Source organism: Rhizobacter sp. P5_C2 (assembly GCF_054049715.1).
On sequence record NZ_JBFULV010000137.1, the window covers coordinates 1 to 14,129 of the forward strand.

At 68.3% G+C, this 14,129-nt stretch carries 13 protein-coding genes; 8 read left to right on the forward strand and 5 right to left on the reverse strand.

Annotation, left to right across the window (positions count from 1 at the left end):
* Together ACXJLU_RS29920 and ACXJLU_RS29925 are read left to right on the forward strand one after the other, a co-directional pair.
* The coding region (locus ACXJLU_RS29920; protein WP_457337311.1) for a LytTR family DNA-binding domain-containing protein at positions 1 to 438 on the forward strand (438 nt) is incomplete at its 5' end.
* Positions 435 to 1,787 carry a hypothetical protein gene (locus ACXJLU_RS29925; protein WP_457337313.1) on the forward strand — a complete coding sequence of 451 codons (1,353 nt, stop codon included), beginning with the start codon at positions 435 to 437 and terminating at the stop codon, positions 1,785 to 1,787. The genes ACXJLU_RS29920 and ACXJLU_RS29925, both read left to right, overlap by 4 nt.
* A 25-nt stretch (positions 1,788 to 1,812) precedes the next feature.
* Here the strand turns inward: ACXJLU_RS29925 and ACXJLU_RS29930 are convergent, their stop codons facing one another.
* Positions 1,813 to 2,652 carry a dioxygenase family protein gene (locus ACXJLU_RS29930; RefSeq protein ID WP_457337315.1) on the reverse strand — a complete coding sequence of 280 codons (840 nt, stop codon included), beginning with the start codon at positions 2,650 to 2,652 and terminating at the stop codon, positions 1,813 to 1,815.
* A 130-nt stretch (positions 2,653 to 2,782) separates the two neighbouring features.
* On the opposite strand from ACXJLU_RS29930, the gene ACXJLU_RS29935 reads away from it, so the two are divergent.
* From ACXJLU_RS29935 to ACXJLU_RS29950, 4 genes are all read left to right on the forward strand, one after another.
* Positions 2,783 to 3,997, forward strand: a complete 1,215-nt coding sequence (locus ACXJLU_RS29935; protein ID WP_457337317.1) for a sensor histidine kinase — start codon at positions 2,783 to 2,785, stop codon at positions 3,995 to 3,997.
* Positions 3,994 to 4,719 (forward strand): LytR/AlgR family response regulator transcription factor, encoded by a 726-nt coding sequence (locus ACXJLU_RS29940; protein ID WP_457337319.1) that lies wholly within the window; start codon positions 3,994 to 3,996, stop codon positions 4,717 to 4,719. The genes ACXJLU_RS29935 and ACXJLU_RS29940 overlap by 4 nt, the downstream gene beginning before the upstream one ends.
* Positions 4,720 to 4,859: 140 nt before the next feature.
* Positions 4,860 to 6,434: an amidohydrolase family protein gene (locus tag ACXJLU_RS29945; RefSeq protein WP_457337321.1), complete on the forward strand. Its 1,575-nt coding sequence runs from the start codon at positions 4,860 to 4,862 to the stop codon at positions 6,432 to 6,434.
* A gap of 21 nt (positions 6,435 to 6,455) precedes the next feature.
* Positions 6,456 to 7,367, forward strand: coding sequence for an NHL repeat-containing protein (locus ACXJLU_RS29950; protein ID WP_457337323.1), 912 nt, complete (start codon positions 6,456 to 6,458; stop codon positions 7,365 to 7,367).
* A 299-nt stretch (positions 7,368 to 7,666) separates the two neighbouring features.
* Here ACXJLU_RS29950 and ACXJLU_RS29955 read toward each other — a convergent pair whose 3' ends face one another.
* Together ACXJLU_RS29955 and ACXJLU_RS29960 are read right to left on the reverse strand one after the other, a co-directional pair.
* Positions 7,667 to 7,891, reverse strand: coding sequence for a tautomerase family protein (locus tag ACXJLU_RS29955; RefSeq protein WP_457337325.1), 225 nt, complete (start codon positions 7,889 to 7,891; stop codon positions 7,667 to 7,669).
* 6 nt (positions 7,892 to 7,897) lie between these two features.
* A complete protein-coding gene (locus ACXJLU_RS29960; protein ID WP_457337327.1) occupies positions 7,898 to 8,611 on the reverse strand; it encodes an SDR family NAD(P)-dependent oxidoreductase in 714 nt (237 codons plus the stop codon).
* A 133-nt stretch (positions 8,612 to 8,744) separates the two neighbouring features.
* On the opposite strand from ACXJLU_RS29960, the gene ACXJLU_RS29965 reads away from it, so the two are divergent.
* Both ACXJLU_RS29965 and ACXJLU_RS29970 read left to right on the forward strand, forming a co-directional pair.
* A complete protein-coding gene (locus ACXJLU_RS29965; RefSeq protein ID WP_457337329.1) occupies positions 8,745 to 9,692 on the forward strand; it encodes a LysR family transcriptional regulator in 948 nt (315 codons plus the stop codon).
* Positions 9,689 to 12,262, forward strand: a complete 2,574-nt coding sequence (locus ACXJLU_RS29970) for an ABC transporter permease (RefSeq protein ID WP_457337331.1) — start codon at positions 9,689 to 9,691, stop codon at positions 12,260 to 12,262. The genes ACXJLU_RS29965 and ACXJLU_RS29970 overlap by 4 nt, the downstream gene beginning before the upstream one ends.
* A 25-nt stretch (positions 12,263 to 12,287) precedes the next feature.
* On the opposite strand, the gene ACXJLU_RS29975 is transcribed toward ACXJLU_RS29970, so the two are convergent.
* The gene (locus ACXJLU_RS29975; protein WP_457337333.1) at positions 12,288 to 13,838 is read right to left on the reverse strand and encodes a methyl-accepting chemotaxis protein; all 1,551 of its coding nucleotides are present in this window, start codon (positions 13,836 to 13,838) and stop codon (positions 12,288 to 12,290) included.
* Positions 13,839 to 13,858: 20 nt separating this feature from the next.
* Positions 13,859 to 14,129 (reverse strand): chemotaxis protein CheW (locus ACXJLU_RS29980; protein WP_457337335.1); only part of this gene is annotated, 271 nt, incomplete at its 5' end.

Consider the following 14,129-nt stretch of genomic DNA (forward strand, 5'->3'; position numbering starts at 1 on the left):
GCGCAGCGGCTGGCGCAGCGGCTGGCGCCGCGTGCCGCGCCGGCCTCGGCGCCGGCGCCGGCGCTGTCGGACGACGAACCGGTGATCCTCGTGAACGACCTGGGCCGCAAGCTGCGCGTGCCGGTCTCCGACGTGCTGTACCTGAAAGCGGAGTTGAAGTACGTGACCCTGCGAACCGCCACCCACACCCATGTGCTCGATGACGCACTGACCGACCTGGAGCAGCGCCTGGGCGACCGCTTCCTGCGCATCCACCGCAATGCGCTGGTCGCCCGCCGCGCGCTGCGCGCGCTGGAGCGGCGCACGCTGCCCGGCGAAGACGGCGAAGAGCCGACCGAAGGCTGGGTGGTGCGGGTCGCGCCGGTCGACGACTGGCTGGTCGTGTCGCGCCGGCAGGTCGCGGCCGTCAAGGAAGCCATTGCCGAGGGCGGTGTATGACCCCGCCGAGCAACGCGACGCGGGCGACGGTCGGGTTCGCGGTGGTCGCGCTGTTGCTGGCGCTGGTCTGGCAGGGCACGCCGGACGCGCCTGCGGTGCCGCATGACCCGGTGGTGGCCGAGGCGATTGAACCCGCAGCCTCCGCGCCCCTGATCCCGATGCCCGGCCCGCCGTTGATCGAAGGCTTCGCCGCCTTGTATGGCGAGGCCGCCTCGGCGGCGGCCGCCGCCAGCGCACCGCTCGCGGCCGACGAGATCGAGGTGTGCGGCCTCGGCCGCGTGAAGGCCAAGGGCGGCCAGCCGCTCGACCGCACGCTGTTCACGACGGCCGGCGATGCGGCGCACCGGCGCCTGGTCGCCGCGCTGGCGCAACAGCCGGACGAACTGGCGCGCGCCACCGCACTGCTGCTGCAGCGCGACGACGGCCCGTCGCACGCCAATGCGCCGCAGGCCTGCGAAGGCGCCGACTGCAGCGCGCCGGCCGAGCCGCAAGAATCCGACCCGCAGCGCCAGGCGCGCGTCGGCGCCAACGCCTCGCAGCGCGACGCGCTCGCGCAGATGGCCGTCGCGACGCGCTCGCCGGCCGTCTACACGCTGGCCTGGCGCGCCTGCCGGGCCAACCCCGGTGGCGCCTGCCAGATGCTGTCGACGCGCCAGCTCGCGACGCTCGACCCGACCAATGCCGACGCCTGGCTGGAAGTCGCCTCCGAGGCCGACCAGCGCGGCGAGACCGGCCTCGTCGACGAGGCCTTGTACCGCGCGTCGAAGGCGAGCACCGCCGACCTGCGCTGGGGCCAGGTCAGCGCGCTCGCGCTGCGCAGCCTGCCGCCGGGCACGCCGGCCATCGAACGCCGCGCCGTGATGGAGCGCGCGGCCGGCATCGAATCGGCGCTGGCGATGCCCGGGCTGAAGACGCTGATGCAGCACTGCGATGCGACGGCGGTGCGCGACGGCAACCGCCTGCAGGTGTGCGCCGACCTGGCCGAGCTGATGGCCAGGCGCTCGACCTCGCTGCTCGACATGGCCATCGGCCAGGCGCTGGGTGCGCGCGTCGGCTGGCCGTCCGAGCGCCTGCAGGCCTTGCGCCTGGAGCGCGATGCGATGTCGCAGGCGATGAAGCCGATGGCGATCGCGACCGGCACCGAATGGTCCTGCGCCCAGATCGAGCGCGAAACCAAGTGGGCGCTCGACCGCGGCCAGTTCGGCGAGATCGGCGCGGCGCGCATGCTGATCGCCCGCACCGGGCAGAACGTCGCCGCACTGGCCAAGCAGTACAACGACGACCGGGCCGCCGCGTCGGCCCGCGCTGCCAGCAGCCCGGCCTCGGGCGTCGTCGCGCTCGCGCCTTGACCTGCCCTGACGCGCGCTGGCGCCGTCAGGCGGCGAGCTGCTGCTTCAGCGTCGCGGCCGCCGGGCCGAACGCATAGGCGTCCATCCCGAGGCAACCGTAGGTCACCGCCTCATGCAGCCGCTGCGGCGCATGCGCGCGGCCACCGGCGCCGGCCGCGACGTACCACGGCAGCAGGTGTTCGTCGGTCGGGTGCATGTCGACCGCAGCCGGTGCCTGCTTGCGGTAGTCGAACAGCGCGTCCCAGTCGCGTGCGGTGCTGCGTTCCAGCATCCAGCGGCGGAAGCCCGCGCTCTCGGCCACCTCGACCGCATCGACCGCCGGCCGGCCGCCGCTGAAGACGCGGCGCAGGTTGTGCGTGATGCTGCCGGTGCCCATCACCAGTACGCCGTCGTCGGCCAGCGAGGCCAGCAGCTCGCCGAGCGCAAACTGCTGCGCCGGCGGCAGGTTGGGCACCCACGCGAGCGGCAGCACCGGGATGTCGGCCTGCGGCCGCATGAAGCGCAGCATGCTCCAGATGCCGTGGTCCAGCCCGCCTTCGTCGCTGTGGTGCACCGGCAGGCCGGCCGCGCGCAGCCGGGCCTCGACCTGGGTCGCCAGCTCGGGTGCGCCGGGCGGGCTGTACTGCAGCTGGTACAGCGCGTCGGGGAAACCGCCGAAGTCGTGCACCGCCTGGTGCGTGGCCGCGCCCAGCAGCACCGGCTCGCGGGCGACGCTGTGCGCCGAGACGGCGAGGATGGCCTTCGGGCGCGGGTGGTGGGCGTCGAGCGTCGCGCCCAGGCGCTGCAGGAACGGGCCGGTGGTGCCGGGTTCCAGCGCCATCATCGGCGAGCCGTGGGACAGGAAGATCGCGGGCAGGGTGTTCATGCCACAAATTACAGCACCCCGCGTGCCCGGTGATGTTCTCCGGATTTGCACGCAGGGTTCATCACCGTTGCTTGTCTAGCCAACGCAACAGCGTCGCGGCCTGGCGCACCGCCGCTCGAAGGGGGCTGGGGTGTTGCAGTTCACCTTTGAAACCGCCCAATGCTATAAGTCGACGGCGAGATTCAACTCCGCGATATCCATCTCGGGCAATGACGATCTCGCGAGGAAGAAAATCGATGAGACAGAGATCATTTTGAGACAAGACGGCGCCTTACCGAAGGTCTGGTCAAAGCGCGAGTTTGCGGTCATTGCGACCGCAGGTGCCTGGACCCTCTACCTTGCTCTCGTCACGATCCGCCTTGCCGTGCTTGGTCTTTCCAACATGCGCGAAGTTGCGCTCCGCCATGGTCTGACCGCCGCAATCGGGGCGATCTTGACCGCCGCGTTGTTCTGGGCCCTCGGTCGCCTGGAACGCCGCCCGCCTCTGGTGCAAATCAGCGCAGCCCTGCTGCTGGCCGCGCCCGCCGCCGCAACTCTGGCAGTTGCCAACTATGACGTCATGTTTGTCTTCGCGCCGCTTGGCGTCTGGTCGGTTGCCGAACGAGCCCGCAACGATTTGCCCAGAGTGTTCGTACAGACGATCGCAGAGAACGATTTTCTTTTCACTGCCCTGGGGGTTCTTTACATCGCCATGGCTAGCGTGATCAATAGCCGGGACGCCCTGCAGCGCGCGACCGTCGCCGAGTCACAGGCTCGAAAAGCGCAATTGCGAGCGCTTAGATACCAGCTCGACCCCCATTTTCTATTCAATGCGTTGAACACGATCTCCGCGCTGGTCATGGAAGGGAAGGCCGAGACCGCGGAGCAGGCCCTCGCATCCCTGTCGGCCGTGCTCCGTACGACACTCGCGAGCGACGGCCTCGTCGACACGACACTGCGGCAGGAATTTCGGCTCCACGAGACCTATCTCGCCATCGAGGGAATTCGATTTGGCGCCCGACTGCAGGTGGCGCTGGAGCTTCCGGACGAGCTGGCAGGCGTGCCCATCCCGCCGCTCCTTCTTCAGCCGTTGGTGGAGAACGTGATCAAGCACGCTGTCGGGGTTTCCGAGACGCCGATTTATATGTCCATGCGGGCATTCGGCGCCGACGAGCAGGTCGTCGTCGCTGTCGAAGACAATGGTCCTGGCTCTCAAAAGGCGGGCTTCGGCCTGGGCCTTCGTAACGTGGCTGAACGACTAGCCCTGCGCTTTGGCGACGGCGCAACCTTTCAGCACGGGCCCGTCCCCGGAGGTGGCTATCGCGCGGTCCTCAGCTTCCCCCTCAAACAGCCCCTGCCTGAATGATTGGTGCACTTCGTATCCTGATCGTGGATGACGAGCCTTTGGCCGCAAGGCGCCTGGAAAGACTGTGTCTGCGCGCCATGCCGGACGCAAAGCCGACAAGTGAGACGAGCGGGCGCGCGGCGTTGGCTCACGTCAGCCGAGATCCGCCGGACGTCATGCTGCTCGACATCGACATGCCCGGTCTGAACGGTCTCGCCACGGCTGAACTGGCGTCGCGCGCCAACTCTGCGCCGAGCGTCGTCTTCACCACGGCGCACGAGCGGTTCGCCGTAGATGCGTTCGCGGTCGGCGCCGTCGACTATCTATTGAAGCCGGTCACCCTCGATCGACTACGCCAAGCCCTTGAGCGCGTACGAGACCGTCAAGGTGCGCTCCCGCTCACGAAAACCAAGTTCCGATCCGAGTTTTGGGTGCGCGACGGCGGCGACATGGTGCGCATCGAAGCCGATCGTATCGACTGCGTCTCGGCCGAAGGCGACTATATGCGTCTGCATGTCGCAGGCCGATCCTATTTGCTTCATTCCACCCTTTCCCAGCTCGAGCGCGACCTTGACGCCGCAGCCTTTCTGAGAGTTCACCGGTCCGCCTTGGTGGCCAAACGAAGCATCGAGGCGGTTGGGCGTGACGGCTCCGGAAAGTGGATCGTTCGCTTGCGTGACGGCGGCGAGGTTGGCATCGGGGAGAGCTACATGGCGAGCGTTCGAGCCTTTGTGAGAGGCTGACGACGCCGCTGCGCGAAACGCGCTTGCCGGTGCGCCGGGTTCATCGAAAAGATCTGGGGGTTTGGCGAAAATCGGTTGTCTCACAAGTTGCGGGTCCATCACAGTCCGGGGCATACCTCCATGCCCTTCGGATCTCGCACATGAAAACAATCAGGTTCTCGCCCATCCCCGGGCGTCTGTCGCGTCTTGCGCCGTCGGCCTTCAAAGGCTCCACCATCGGCAAAATCTGTAGCGCCGCAGCGCTGCTGGCGGGAGCGGGTTTCGCCTCGACCCAGCCCCTCTTTCAATCGCCCCCCAGTCCGGGAGCCCCTGCCCTCGCCGACGAAGTCCGGCAGTTCGTGTCCTTCGATGCGTCACACGCCGAACTGAAACTGATCCACATTCGCGTGATCGATGGCACGGGCGGCGCGCCGCTCGAGGATCGCACGGTCGTTATCAGAAACGGCCGCATCGCCTCGATCGCGCCGTCCGATGCATCCCAACGGGCCGACGGCAAGCAAACCCTGGACATGGCGGGGCGAACTCTGCTGCCAGGGCTGGTGGGAATGCACGATCACCTGTTCTATGTTGCGCGCCCCGGCGCGGACTTCGAGAATGCACGGAGAGTGCCGCTGCTTCTCCCGCAGATGACCTACACGGCGCCGCGGCTCTATCTTGCCGGCGGCGTCACCACGATCAGAACGACAGGCTCGATGGAGACGTATGCGGAACTGAACCTCAAGCAGGCCATTGAGGCCAACCAGCTGCCCGGGCCCCACATGGATGTCACCGGGCCCTATCTGCAGGGCGCGGGAAACATCTTCCTTCAGATGCACACTTTGAAGGGCCCCGAAGACGCACGCAACACGGTCGACTATTGGGCGGGCGAGGGTGTGACAAGCTTCAAGGCCTACGAGAACCTCACCCGAGCTGAGCTGAAAGCAGCCATCGATGCGGCGCATGGCCATGGGCTCAAGATCACAGGCCACCTTTGCTCTGTGACTTATCCCGAGGCGGCTGAACTCGGGATCGACAACATCGAACACGGGTTTTCCAACAATACCCAACTTGACCCGGACAAGACGCCCGACCTCTGTTCAAAGTCGCAGGGTTCCGCGACCGCAAAGGCGATGGATCCGGGCGGCCCGCAGGCGAAGGCGCTGTACGCGCTGCTGGTCGCCAAGCACGTCACCATCACGAGCACCTTGCCGGTCTTCGATCTGGACGCAACCGGGGTCCCGCCCCTGCGACAGGCTGAATTGGATGTTCTGACGCCGCAGGCCAGGGAAGCGTACCTGTACGCACGCAACGCCGGAAGTACCTCCAGCAACGATCGGAAGGAGCGATGGTATGCCAACCTGAAGCGGCTAGAGGCATTCGAGCGGAACTTCGCCTTGGCCGGCGGAACGTTGATGGCCGGCAGCGACCCGACGGGTGACGGGCACATCATCCCCGGGTTCGCCGACCAGCGCGAAATTGAACTCCTGGTCGATGCCGGCTTCTCTCCGCTCGAGGCGATCAAGATCGGAACCTTGAACGGGGCCACCTATCTCGGGCAGGCCTCCGAAATTGGCAGCGTCACAGTTGGTAAGCGTGCCGACCTGATGATCGTGGAGGGCGACCCGAGTCGGCGCATTCAGGATATCGAAAATGTCCAGCTCATCTTCCGCGACGGGATTGGGTTCGACCCGGCCAAGCTCCTGCGCTCGGTCAAAGGGCTCTACGGTCTCTATTGAGACAGCGCGAGAGAAATGAGCATGGCCGACATCACCAACACAACGCGAAGACATCTGCTGGCGGGCGGTGCTTTACTCGCCCTGACCGGCTCTGCGAAGCCACGAGAGCCCGTGCAGCGCCCCTTCTACGCGCCGGTCTCCACGGGGGAAGACCGAGGTCCGCCGATCCCACAGCGCACCGCGACGACGCGGAAGCTCTTCAAGTGCCCCGCGGGATACCCCAACGCTCTTTCCTCCAGTCCAGCGGGGCTGTGGATCGCTGAGCAGCGCGTTGACAATGGAAGGGAGCGAATCTGGCTGGTGGATGGCGCCGGCGCCGTCTTGCAGGCGACCTCGTCGGACGCGACCGACACCAGCGGGGTCGCCTATGGCGATGGCGTGCTGTGGGTTTGCGCGAATAGCGAGACCAATCATGGTGTTTACGAGACCAGTCTCGATGGGCGCACCTTGTCTCATCGCCAGATCCCGCTCGGGCCTGCGGAGATGGCAGGGGGGTGCCATGGGGCGACATGGCATGACGGATTTCTTTGGGTCACCGCCAACCGCCCGCGTGCGATCTTGCGCATTGATCCGAAGACCTGGACAGTGGCCTACCTGATACCGTTTGGACTGCCTGAAGGCCTCACTCGCTACCATGGCTGCGCTGTCCTCGGTGATTCCATGTACATGGTCTCGGGCGGCGAAAGCCGGACCTATGCGGACGGCCAGACAAACCTGATCCGGTATGACCTTGCGACCGGTGTCATCCGCGAAATTGTCAATTTCGCGCCGGGCAGTTGCGATCCCCATGGACTGGCGGTGCACGAGGGGCGCTTGATCGCCTGCGACTCCGGGCTCCATCCTGGTTGGGACAGCCGCTACGACGTACCGGGGCTTGGAAAGCGTACAAGCCCGGGCGCCGGTTGGGTTTTCGAAGTCGAGCTGGAGGGCTAGCGAGACGTGCGCTGAGCACCACTGTACTGGGCGGTGCCGACCGCCAAGCCGTTGGGGGATGGGCGGACCGGGTTACCCGCCAAGCCCCCGATGCTATGAAAGTTCGAACCCACCCACGCCGAGAGCGATGTGTGGACATCCAACCCTCTTTGGCTCTCGATAGGGCTGCGAATTTGCAGAGAGAAAGACTCGAATGAATCTGTTAGCAATCTTGGCGTCGGCGACTTTAGTGGCGCTCCCTGCGGCCGATGTCGCCATTCGGCACGCCGTCGACTCGCCCTTATTCGCAAGGTCGACAACTAGGCCGGCTTGCCCCGGGCCCGCGCCTCCTCCTTGCGCCGCTCTGTCACGGTGCGGCCGGCGACACCCCAGTTGTCGGTCTCGACCTCGTCGATGATCACGAAGGTCGTCGCCGGGTCCTTGCCCAGCACGCGGACCATCATCTCGGTGGCTTCGGCGATCAGCTGCTGCTTCTGCTGCTGCGTGACGCCTTCACGGGTGACTTCGATGCGGATGTACGGCATGGCGGCTCACCAGTGACCGGCGGACTGCCCGCCATCGACGTGCAGGATCTCGCCCGTCACGAACGCCGCCTTCTCGAGGAACAGCACCGCGTCGACGATGTCGCTCATCTCGCCCATGCGGCCCACCGGGTGCAGGCTGGCGAGCGCGGCATGGTTCTCCGGCGGATGCATCGGCGTCTTGATGATGCCGGGCGACACCGCGTTGACGCGGATGCCGCGCGACGCGTACTCGATCGCCAGCGCCCGGGTCGCGGCGTTCAGCCCGCCCTTGGTGATCGACGCCAGCACGGCCGGCACGCCGTTGATCGGCTGGTCGACGATGCTGGTCGTGATCTGCACGATGTGGCCCGAGCCCTGCGCTTCCATCCGCGCCACCGCGCGCTGCGTCACATGGAAGAAGCCGGCGAGGTTGGTCGCGATGTTGGCCGACCAGTCGTCGGCGGTGAACTGCGTGAACGGCTTGGCCGTGAAGATGCCGGCGTTGTTGACCAGCGTGTCGATGCGGCCGAAGCGGTCGACGCCGTCGCGGAAGATGCGCTCGGCGGTCGCAGGGTCGGCGATGTCGCCGGTGATCGCGAGGATGCCGGGGTCGTCGCTCGTGCGGATCGAGCGCGAGTTGGCGACCACGCGGAAGCCGGCCTCGCGGTAGGCCTGGACCAGCGCGGCGCCGATGCCGCTGGACGCGCCGGTGATGACGGCGACTTTCGGTTCGTGTTTCATGGTGAATGGCTCCTGCAAACAGAGTGGAAAGGACAGGGCTTCACTCTAGGAACCGCGCCCCTTCGGATAAAGACGGTTCGCTTAACATCTGGCGCTACACGGTGTAATCAATGCGGCCGCTGGATGCGATGACATGAAACGGCAGTTCGACGACGTGATGCTGGGCAGCATCGAGCTGTTCTGCCTCGCGGCCGAGCACCAGGGCTTCACCGCGGCAGCCGCCATCGCCGGCGTGACGCCGGCAGCGGTCAGTCGCTCGATCGGCCGTCTCGAAGAACGGCTCGGCGCGCGGCTCTTCGTGCGCACGACGCGCCACATTCGCCTGACCGATGCCGGGCGCGCCTACTTCGAGCGCTGCCGGGCCGCGCTCGACCAGCTGGTCGATGCCGAGCGCGAAGTCGGCGGCCAGCAGGCGCGGCCCTCGGGCACGCTGCGCATCAGCGTGCCCACCACCTATGGCCACCACCGGCTGCTGCCGATGCTGCCGGCCTTCATGCAGGCGCATCCGGACGTGAAGCTCGAGCTGCACGTCAGCAACCGCAACATCGATTTCGGCGACGAGGCTTTCGACCTCGCGATTCGCGTGCGCGCGCCCGACGATTCGACGCTGATCTGCCGGCACCTGGAAGACGCGGAGCTGGTGATCGTCGCGGCGCCCGATTACCTCGCGCGCCACGGCGTGCCGGCGACGCTGGCCGAACTGGCCGGCCACGATTGCATCCAGTTCGAATTGCCGAGCAACGGCCGCCCGATCCCGTGGCTGTTTCGCGAGGCCGGGGAGGAGGTGGACCTGCTCACCACCGGCCGCACCACCTGTGCCGACGACGTGCTGGCCGGCGTGACGCTGGCGCGCCATGGCGCCGGCATCTTCCAGGCCTATCGCTTCGTCGTCGACGCCGATCTGGCGGCAGGCCGGCTGACCGAGGTGCTCATGCCCTTCGGCGGCCGATCCCGGCCCTACAACCTGCTGTACCCGCATGCCCGCCATGTCCCGCTGAAAGTGCGGGCCTTCGTCGACCACTTGCTCGAGCGCAAGCGTCAATGGGACGATCCGGCTCCCACCCGAAAGAAATCCCGATGACGCCTGCCGATTCCGCTGTTCCCGTGTCGCCCGCTGCTCGCCGTGCCGCCTCGGCCTGGACCCTCGCGTGGCGGCAGGCCGCGCGCGACTTCCGCGCCGGCGAACTGCGGCTGCTGCTGGTCGCGGTGATGCTCGCGGTGGCGGCGTTGAGCGCCGTCGGCTTCTTCGCCGACCGGCTGAATGCCGGCCTCGCGCGCGACGCCCGCCAGATGCTGGGCGGCGATGCGATCGTCGCGAGCGACCAGCCGGCCCCGGCCGACATCGCCGAGCGTGCACGCGGCCTCGGGCTCACGGTCGCGCAGACCGCCACCTTCCCGAGCATGGGGCGTGCGCCGGATGACAAGGGCGGTGCGTCGCGCCTGGTCGCCGTCAAGAGCGTGACCACCGGCTACCCGCTGCGCGGCAAGCTGACGCTGGCCGATGCCCCCGGCGGCGCGCAGCGCACGGTCGCGAGCGCGCCGGCCGCCGGCACCGTGTGGGTCGATGCCGGCGTGCTCGACGCGCTGCAGCTGAAGGTCGGCGATGCGCTGCTGCTCGGCGATGCCAGCCTGCGCATCGCGTCGGTCATCGTGATCGAGCCCGACCGCGGCGCCGGCTTCATCAGCTTCGCACCGCGCGTGATGCTCAACGAGGCCGACCTGCCCGCCACCGGGCTGGTGCAGCCCGCGAGCCGCGTCACCTACCGCCTCGCGGTGGCGGCGCCGGCGGGGCGCGAGTCCGCGTTGCGCGAGTTCGTCGGCTGGACCGAAATCCAGCTGAAGGCGCGCCAGCTGCGCGGCATGCGGGTCGAGTCGCTCGAGACCGGCCGCCCCGAGATGCGCCAGACGCTGGACCGCGCGCAGAAGTTCCTGAACCTGGTCGCGCTGCTCGCCGCGCTGCTGGCGGCGGTGGCGGTGGGCATCGCGGCCCGCGATTTCGCCGACCGCCACCTCGACGACTGCGCGATGCTGCGCGTGCTCGGGCAACCGCAGCGCACGATCGCGCTGCAGTACCTGCTGGAGTTCGGCATCGTCGGCGTGCTGGCCAGCGTGGCCGGCGTGCTGCTCGGCTTCGCGGTGCACTACGTCTTCGTCTGGCTGCTGGCCGGGCTGGTCGACAGCGCGCTGCCGGCCGCCAGTGCCTGGCCGGCGCTGTTCGGCATTGGCGTCGGCTTCACGCTGCTGATGGGCTTCGGGCTGCCGCCGGTGCTGCAACTGGCCCAGGTGCCGCCGCTGCGCGTGATCCGCCGCGATGTCGGCGCGCTGAAGCCGGCGTCGATCGCGGTGCTGGCGGCCGGCGCGATCGGCTTCGCGGCGCTGCTGCTCGCGGTGTCGTCCGACCTGACGCTCGGGCTGATCGCGGTCGGCGGTTTTGCCGGCGCGATCGCGGTGTTCGCGCTGCTGTCGTGGATCGCGGTGCAGTTGCTGCGCCGTGCGGTGCCCGAGTCGCGCGCACCGCGCTGGCTGGTGCTCGCCACGCGGCAGATCGCGGCGCGCCCGGCCTTCGCGGTGCTGCAGGTGTCGGCGCTCAGCGTCGGGCTGCTGGCGCTGATGCTGCTGGTGCTGCTGCGCACCGACCTGATCTCCAGCTGGCGCGCCGCGACGCCGGCCGATGCGCCGAACCGTTTCGTGATCAACATCCAGCCGGAGCAGTCCGAGGCCTTCCAGGCGCGGCTCAAGGCAGCCGGGGTCGGCCGCTACGACTGGTTCCCGATGATCCGCGGCCGGCTGGTCGCGGTGAACGGCAAGCCGACCACCGCCGACGACCTGCAGGAAGAGCGCGCCAAGCGCCTGCTCGACCGCGAGTTCAACCTGAGCCACGACGCGACGCTGCCGCAGCACAACACCGTCACCGCCGGCCGCTGGACGCCGGACGAGGCCGGTGGCCTGAGCGTCGAAGAGGGCCTCGCCGAGACGCTGCACCTGAAGCTCGGCGACACGCTGCGCTTCGACATCGCCGGCATCGCGGCCGAAGGCAAGATCACCAGCCTGCGCAAGGTCGACTGGGGTTCGATGCGGGCGAACTTCTTCGTGATGTTCCCGAACGCGCAGATGCCGGACCTGCCGGCCACCTACCTGACCGCGTTCCGCGCGCCGGCGACGCCGGGCTTCGACAACGCGTTGAGCCGTGAATTCCCGAACATCACCGCGGTCGACGTGTCGGCCTCGCTCAGCCAGGTCCAGCAGGTGCTCGACCAGGTGATCCGCGCGGTCGAGTTCCTGTTCGGCTTCACGCTCGCCGCCGGGCTGGTGGTGCTGTTCGCTGCGGTGACGGCCACGCGCGAGGCACGCGCCCGCGAGTTCGCGGTGATGCGCGCGCTGGGTGCCAGCGCGAAGCTGCTCGGCCAGGTGCAGCGTGCCGAGCTGCTGGGCGTCGGCGCGCTGGCGGGCTTCCTGGCGTCGGTGGCGGCGGCCGCGGTCGGCTGGGCGCTCGCGAAGTACGTGTTCCAGTTCAGCTGGAACCCGTCGCCGTGGCTGCCGCTGGGTGGCAGCGTGGCCGGTGCGCTGCTTGCGCTGGCAGCAGGCTGGTGGGGACTGCGCGAGGTGGTGTCGCGGCCGGTGATCGAGACGCTGCGCCGCGCGGCGGAGTAGCCCGGATGCCAATCCGGGCTGCGGGTCAAGCCAGCCGGAACACCGAGACGGCTTGGGCCAGTACGCGCGCCTGATCCTTCAGGCTCTCGGCTGCCGCGGCGCTCTGTTCGACCAGCGCCGAGTTCTGCTGCGTCATCTGGTCGAGCTGCGTCACCGCGGCCGTGACGTTGCCGATGCCGTCGCGCTGCTCCGACGACGCGGCGGTGATCTCACCGATGATGTCGCTGACGCGCTGCACCGAGCCGACGATCTCGCTCATCGTCTTGCCGGCATCGGCCACCAGCCGCGAGCCGGCATCGACCCGGTCGACGCTCGCGCCGATCAGGCCCTTGATTTCCTTGGCGGCCTGCGCGCTGCGCTGGGCCAGGCTGCGCACTTCGCTCGCCACCACCGCGAAGCCGCGGCCCTGCTCGCCGGCACGGGCAGCTTCCACCGCGGCATTCAGCGCGAGGATGTTGGTCTGGAATGCGATCCCGTCGATCACGCCGACGATGTCGTTGATCTTCTTCGACGAGGCATTGATCTCGTCCATCGTCGAGACGACCTGCGACACCACCGAGCCGCCGCGCGCTGCGACCTCGGCGGCCGACGCGGCCAGCTGGTTCGCATGGAGGGCCGAATCGGCGCTCTGCTTGACGGTGCCGGTGAGCTGCTCCATCGACGAGGCCGCCTGCTGCAGGTTCGACGCGGTCTGCTCGGTGCGGTGGCTCAAATCCTGGTTGCCGGTCGCGATCTCGGCGCTCGCGGTCGCGATGTTGTCGGTCGATTGCTTGACCTGCGCGACCAGCGTGCGCAGCGCGTTCTGCATGCCGTCCATCGCCTGCAGCAGCCGGCCGATCTCGTCGTCGCTGCGCGGCTCCACCGCCTGCGACAGGTCGCCCCGCGCGATGCGCTGCGCCAGCTCGCTCGCATGCGCGATCGAGGCATTGATGCTGCGCACCGTCAGCACGGTCAGCGGCAGCAGCACGGCGAGCGCCGCCAGCACGCCGCCGGCCAGCAGCGCCGACTGGGTGCCGATCGCCTGCTCGACCGTCGCCTGCCCGGCCGCCACGTGCTCGCGCGACGCATCGGACAGCACGCCCAGCGTCTTCTCGACCGTCTCGATGTTGTCCTTCAGCTGCCCGGCGTAGGCGCCGGCCACCGCGCCGTCGATGGTCGCGCGCTCCAGCTGGTCGACCACCGGCAGCATGCCGTCGTGGTACGCCTTCAACTGCTCGAGCGCCGCGGCGATCGCCTTGGCCTGTTCGGCATCCAGGCGCTTGCCCAGGCCGCCCAGCCGCGCGAGCGTCTCGGCATGCGCCTTCGTCCACAAGGCCTTGTTGTCGGTGACCTCGTTGACGTTGTTGAAGTTGATGATCATCTCCTTCTCGAAGCGCCGCAGCCGGCCGAGCGTCGTGCGCAGCTCGCTGATGTCGGAGGCCATGCCGAAGTCCTCGGCCACCAGCGTGCGCACGGTGCCGCGCATGCCGTGCAGCGCGGCCCAGCCGATGCCGCCGATCAGGCCGAGCAGCAGCAGCGAGAAGCAGGTCGCGAAGTAGAGCCGCGAGCTGATCGAGAGGCGGGAGAGAACGCGCATCGGGGCTCGCCTGGGCAGGCTCAGTGCGTGCTGTCGATCAGGCCCATCTCGGAACTGGCCATCAGCTCCTCGATGTCCATCAGGATGAGCATGCGGTCGTTGACGCTGGAGATGCCGGTGATGAAGCTGGTGTCGACGGCGGAAGCCATCTCGGGGGCCGGCTTGATCGAATCGCGCGAGAGTTCGAGCACGTCGCTGACGGAGTCGACGACGGCACCGACGACGCGGCCGCGCACGTTCAGCACGATGACGACGGTGAAGCTGTTGTAGTCGTTCGAATCGCAACCGAGC

Bases quoted from the DNA above. Each gene is read 5' to 3' on its own strand.
- ACXJLU_RS29955 (WP_457337325.1), bottom strand. From the start codon at position 7,891: ATGCCGTACATCCGCATCGAAGTCACCCGTGAAGGCGTCACGCAGCAG.
- ACXJLU_RS29970 (WP_457337331.1), top strand. From the start codon at position 9,689: ATGACGCCTGCCGATTCCGCTGTTCCCGTGTCGCCCGCTGCTCGCCGT.
- ACXJLU_RS29960 (WP_457337327.1), bottom strand. From the start codon at position 8,611: ATGAAACACGAACCGAAAGTCGCCGTCATCACCGGCGCGTCCAGCGGC.
- ACXJLU_RS29950 (WP_457337323.1), top strand. From the start codon at position 6,456: ATGGCCGACATCACCAACACAACGCGAAGACATCTGCTGGCGGGCGGT.
- ACXJLU_RS29925 (WP_457337313.1), top strand. From the start codon at position 435: ATGACCCCGCCGAGCAACGCGACGCGGGCGACGGTCGGGTTCGCGGTG.
- ACXJLU_RS29940 (WP_457337319.1), top strand. From the start codon at position 3,994: ATGATTGGTGCACTTCGTATCCTGATCGTGGATGACGAGCCTTTGGCC.
- ACXJLU_RS29975 (WP_457337333.1), bottom strand. From the start codon at position 13,838: ATGCGCGTTCTCTCCCGCCTCTCGATCAGCTCGCGGCTCTACTTCGCG.
- ACXJLU_RS29945 (WP_457337321.1), top strand. From the start codon at position 4,860: ATGAAAACAATCAGGTTCTCGCCCATCCCCGGGCGTCTGTCGCGTCTT.
- ACXJLU_RS29930 (WP_457337315.1), bottom strand. From the start codon at position 2,652: ATGAACACCCTGCCCGCGATCTTCCTGTCCCACGGCTCGCCGATGATG.
- ACXJLU_RS29965 (WP_457337329.1), top strand. From the start codon at position 8,745: ATGAAACGGCAGTTCGACGACGTGATGCTGGGCAGCATCGAGCTGTTC.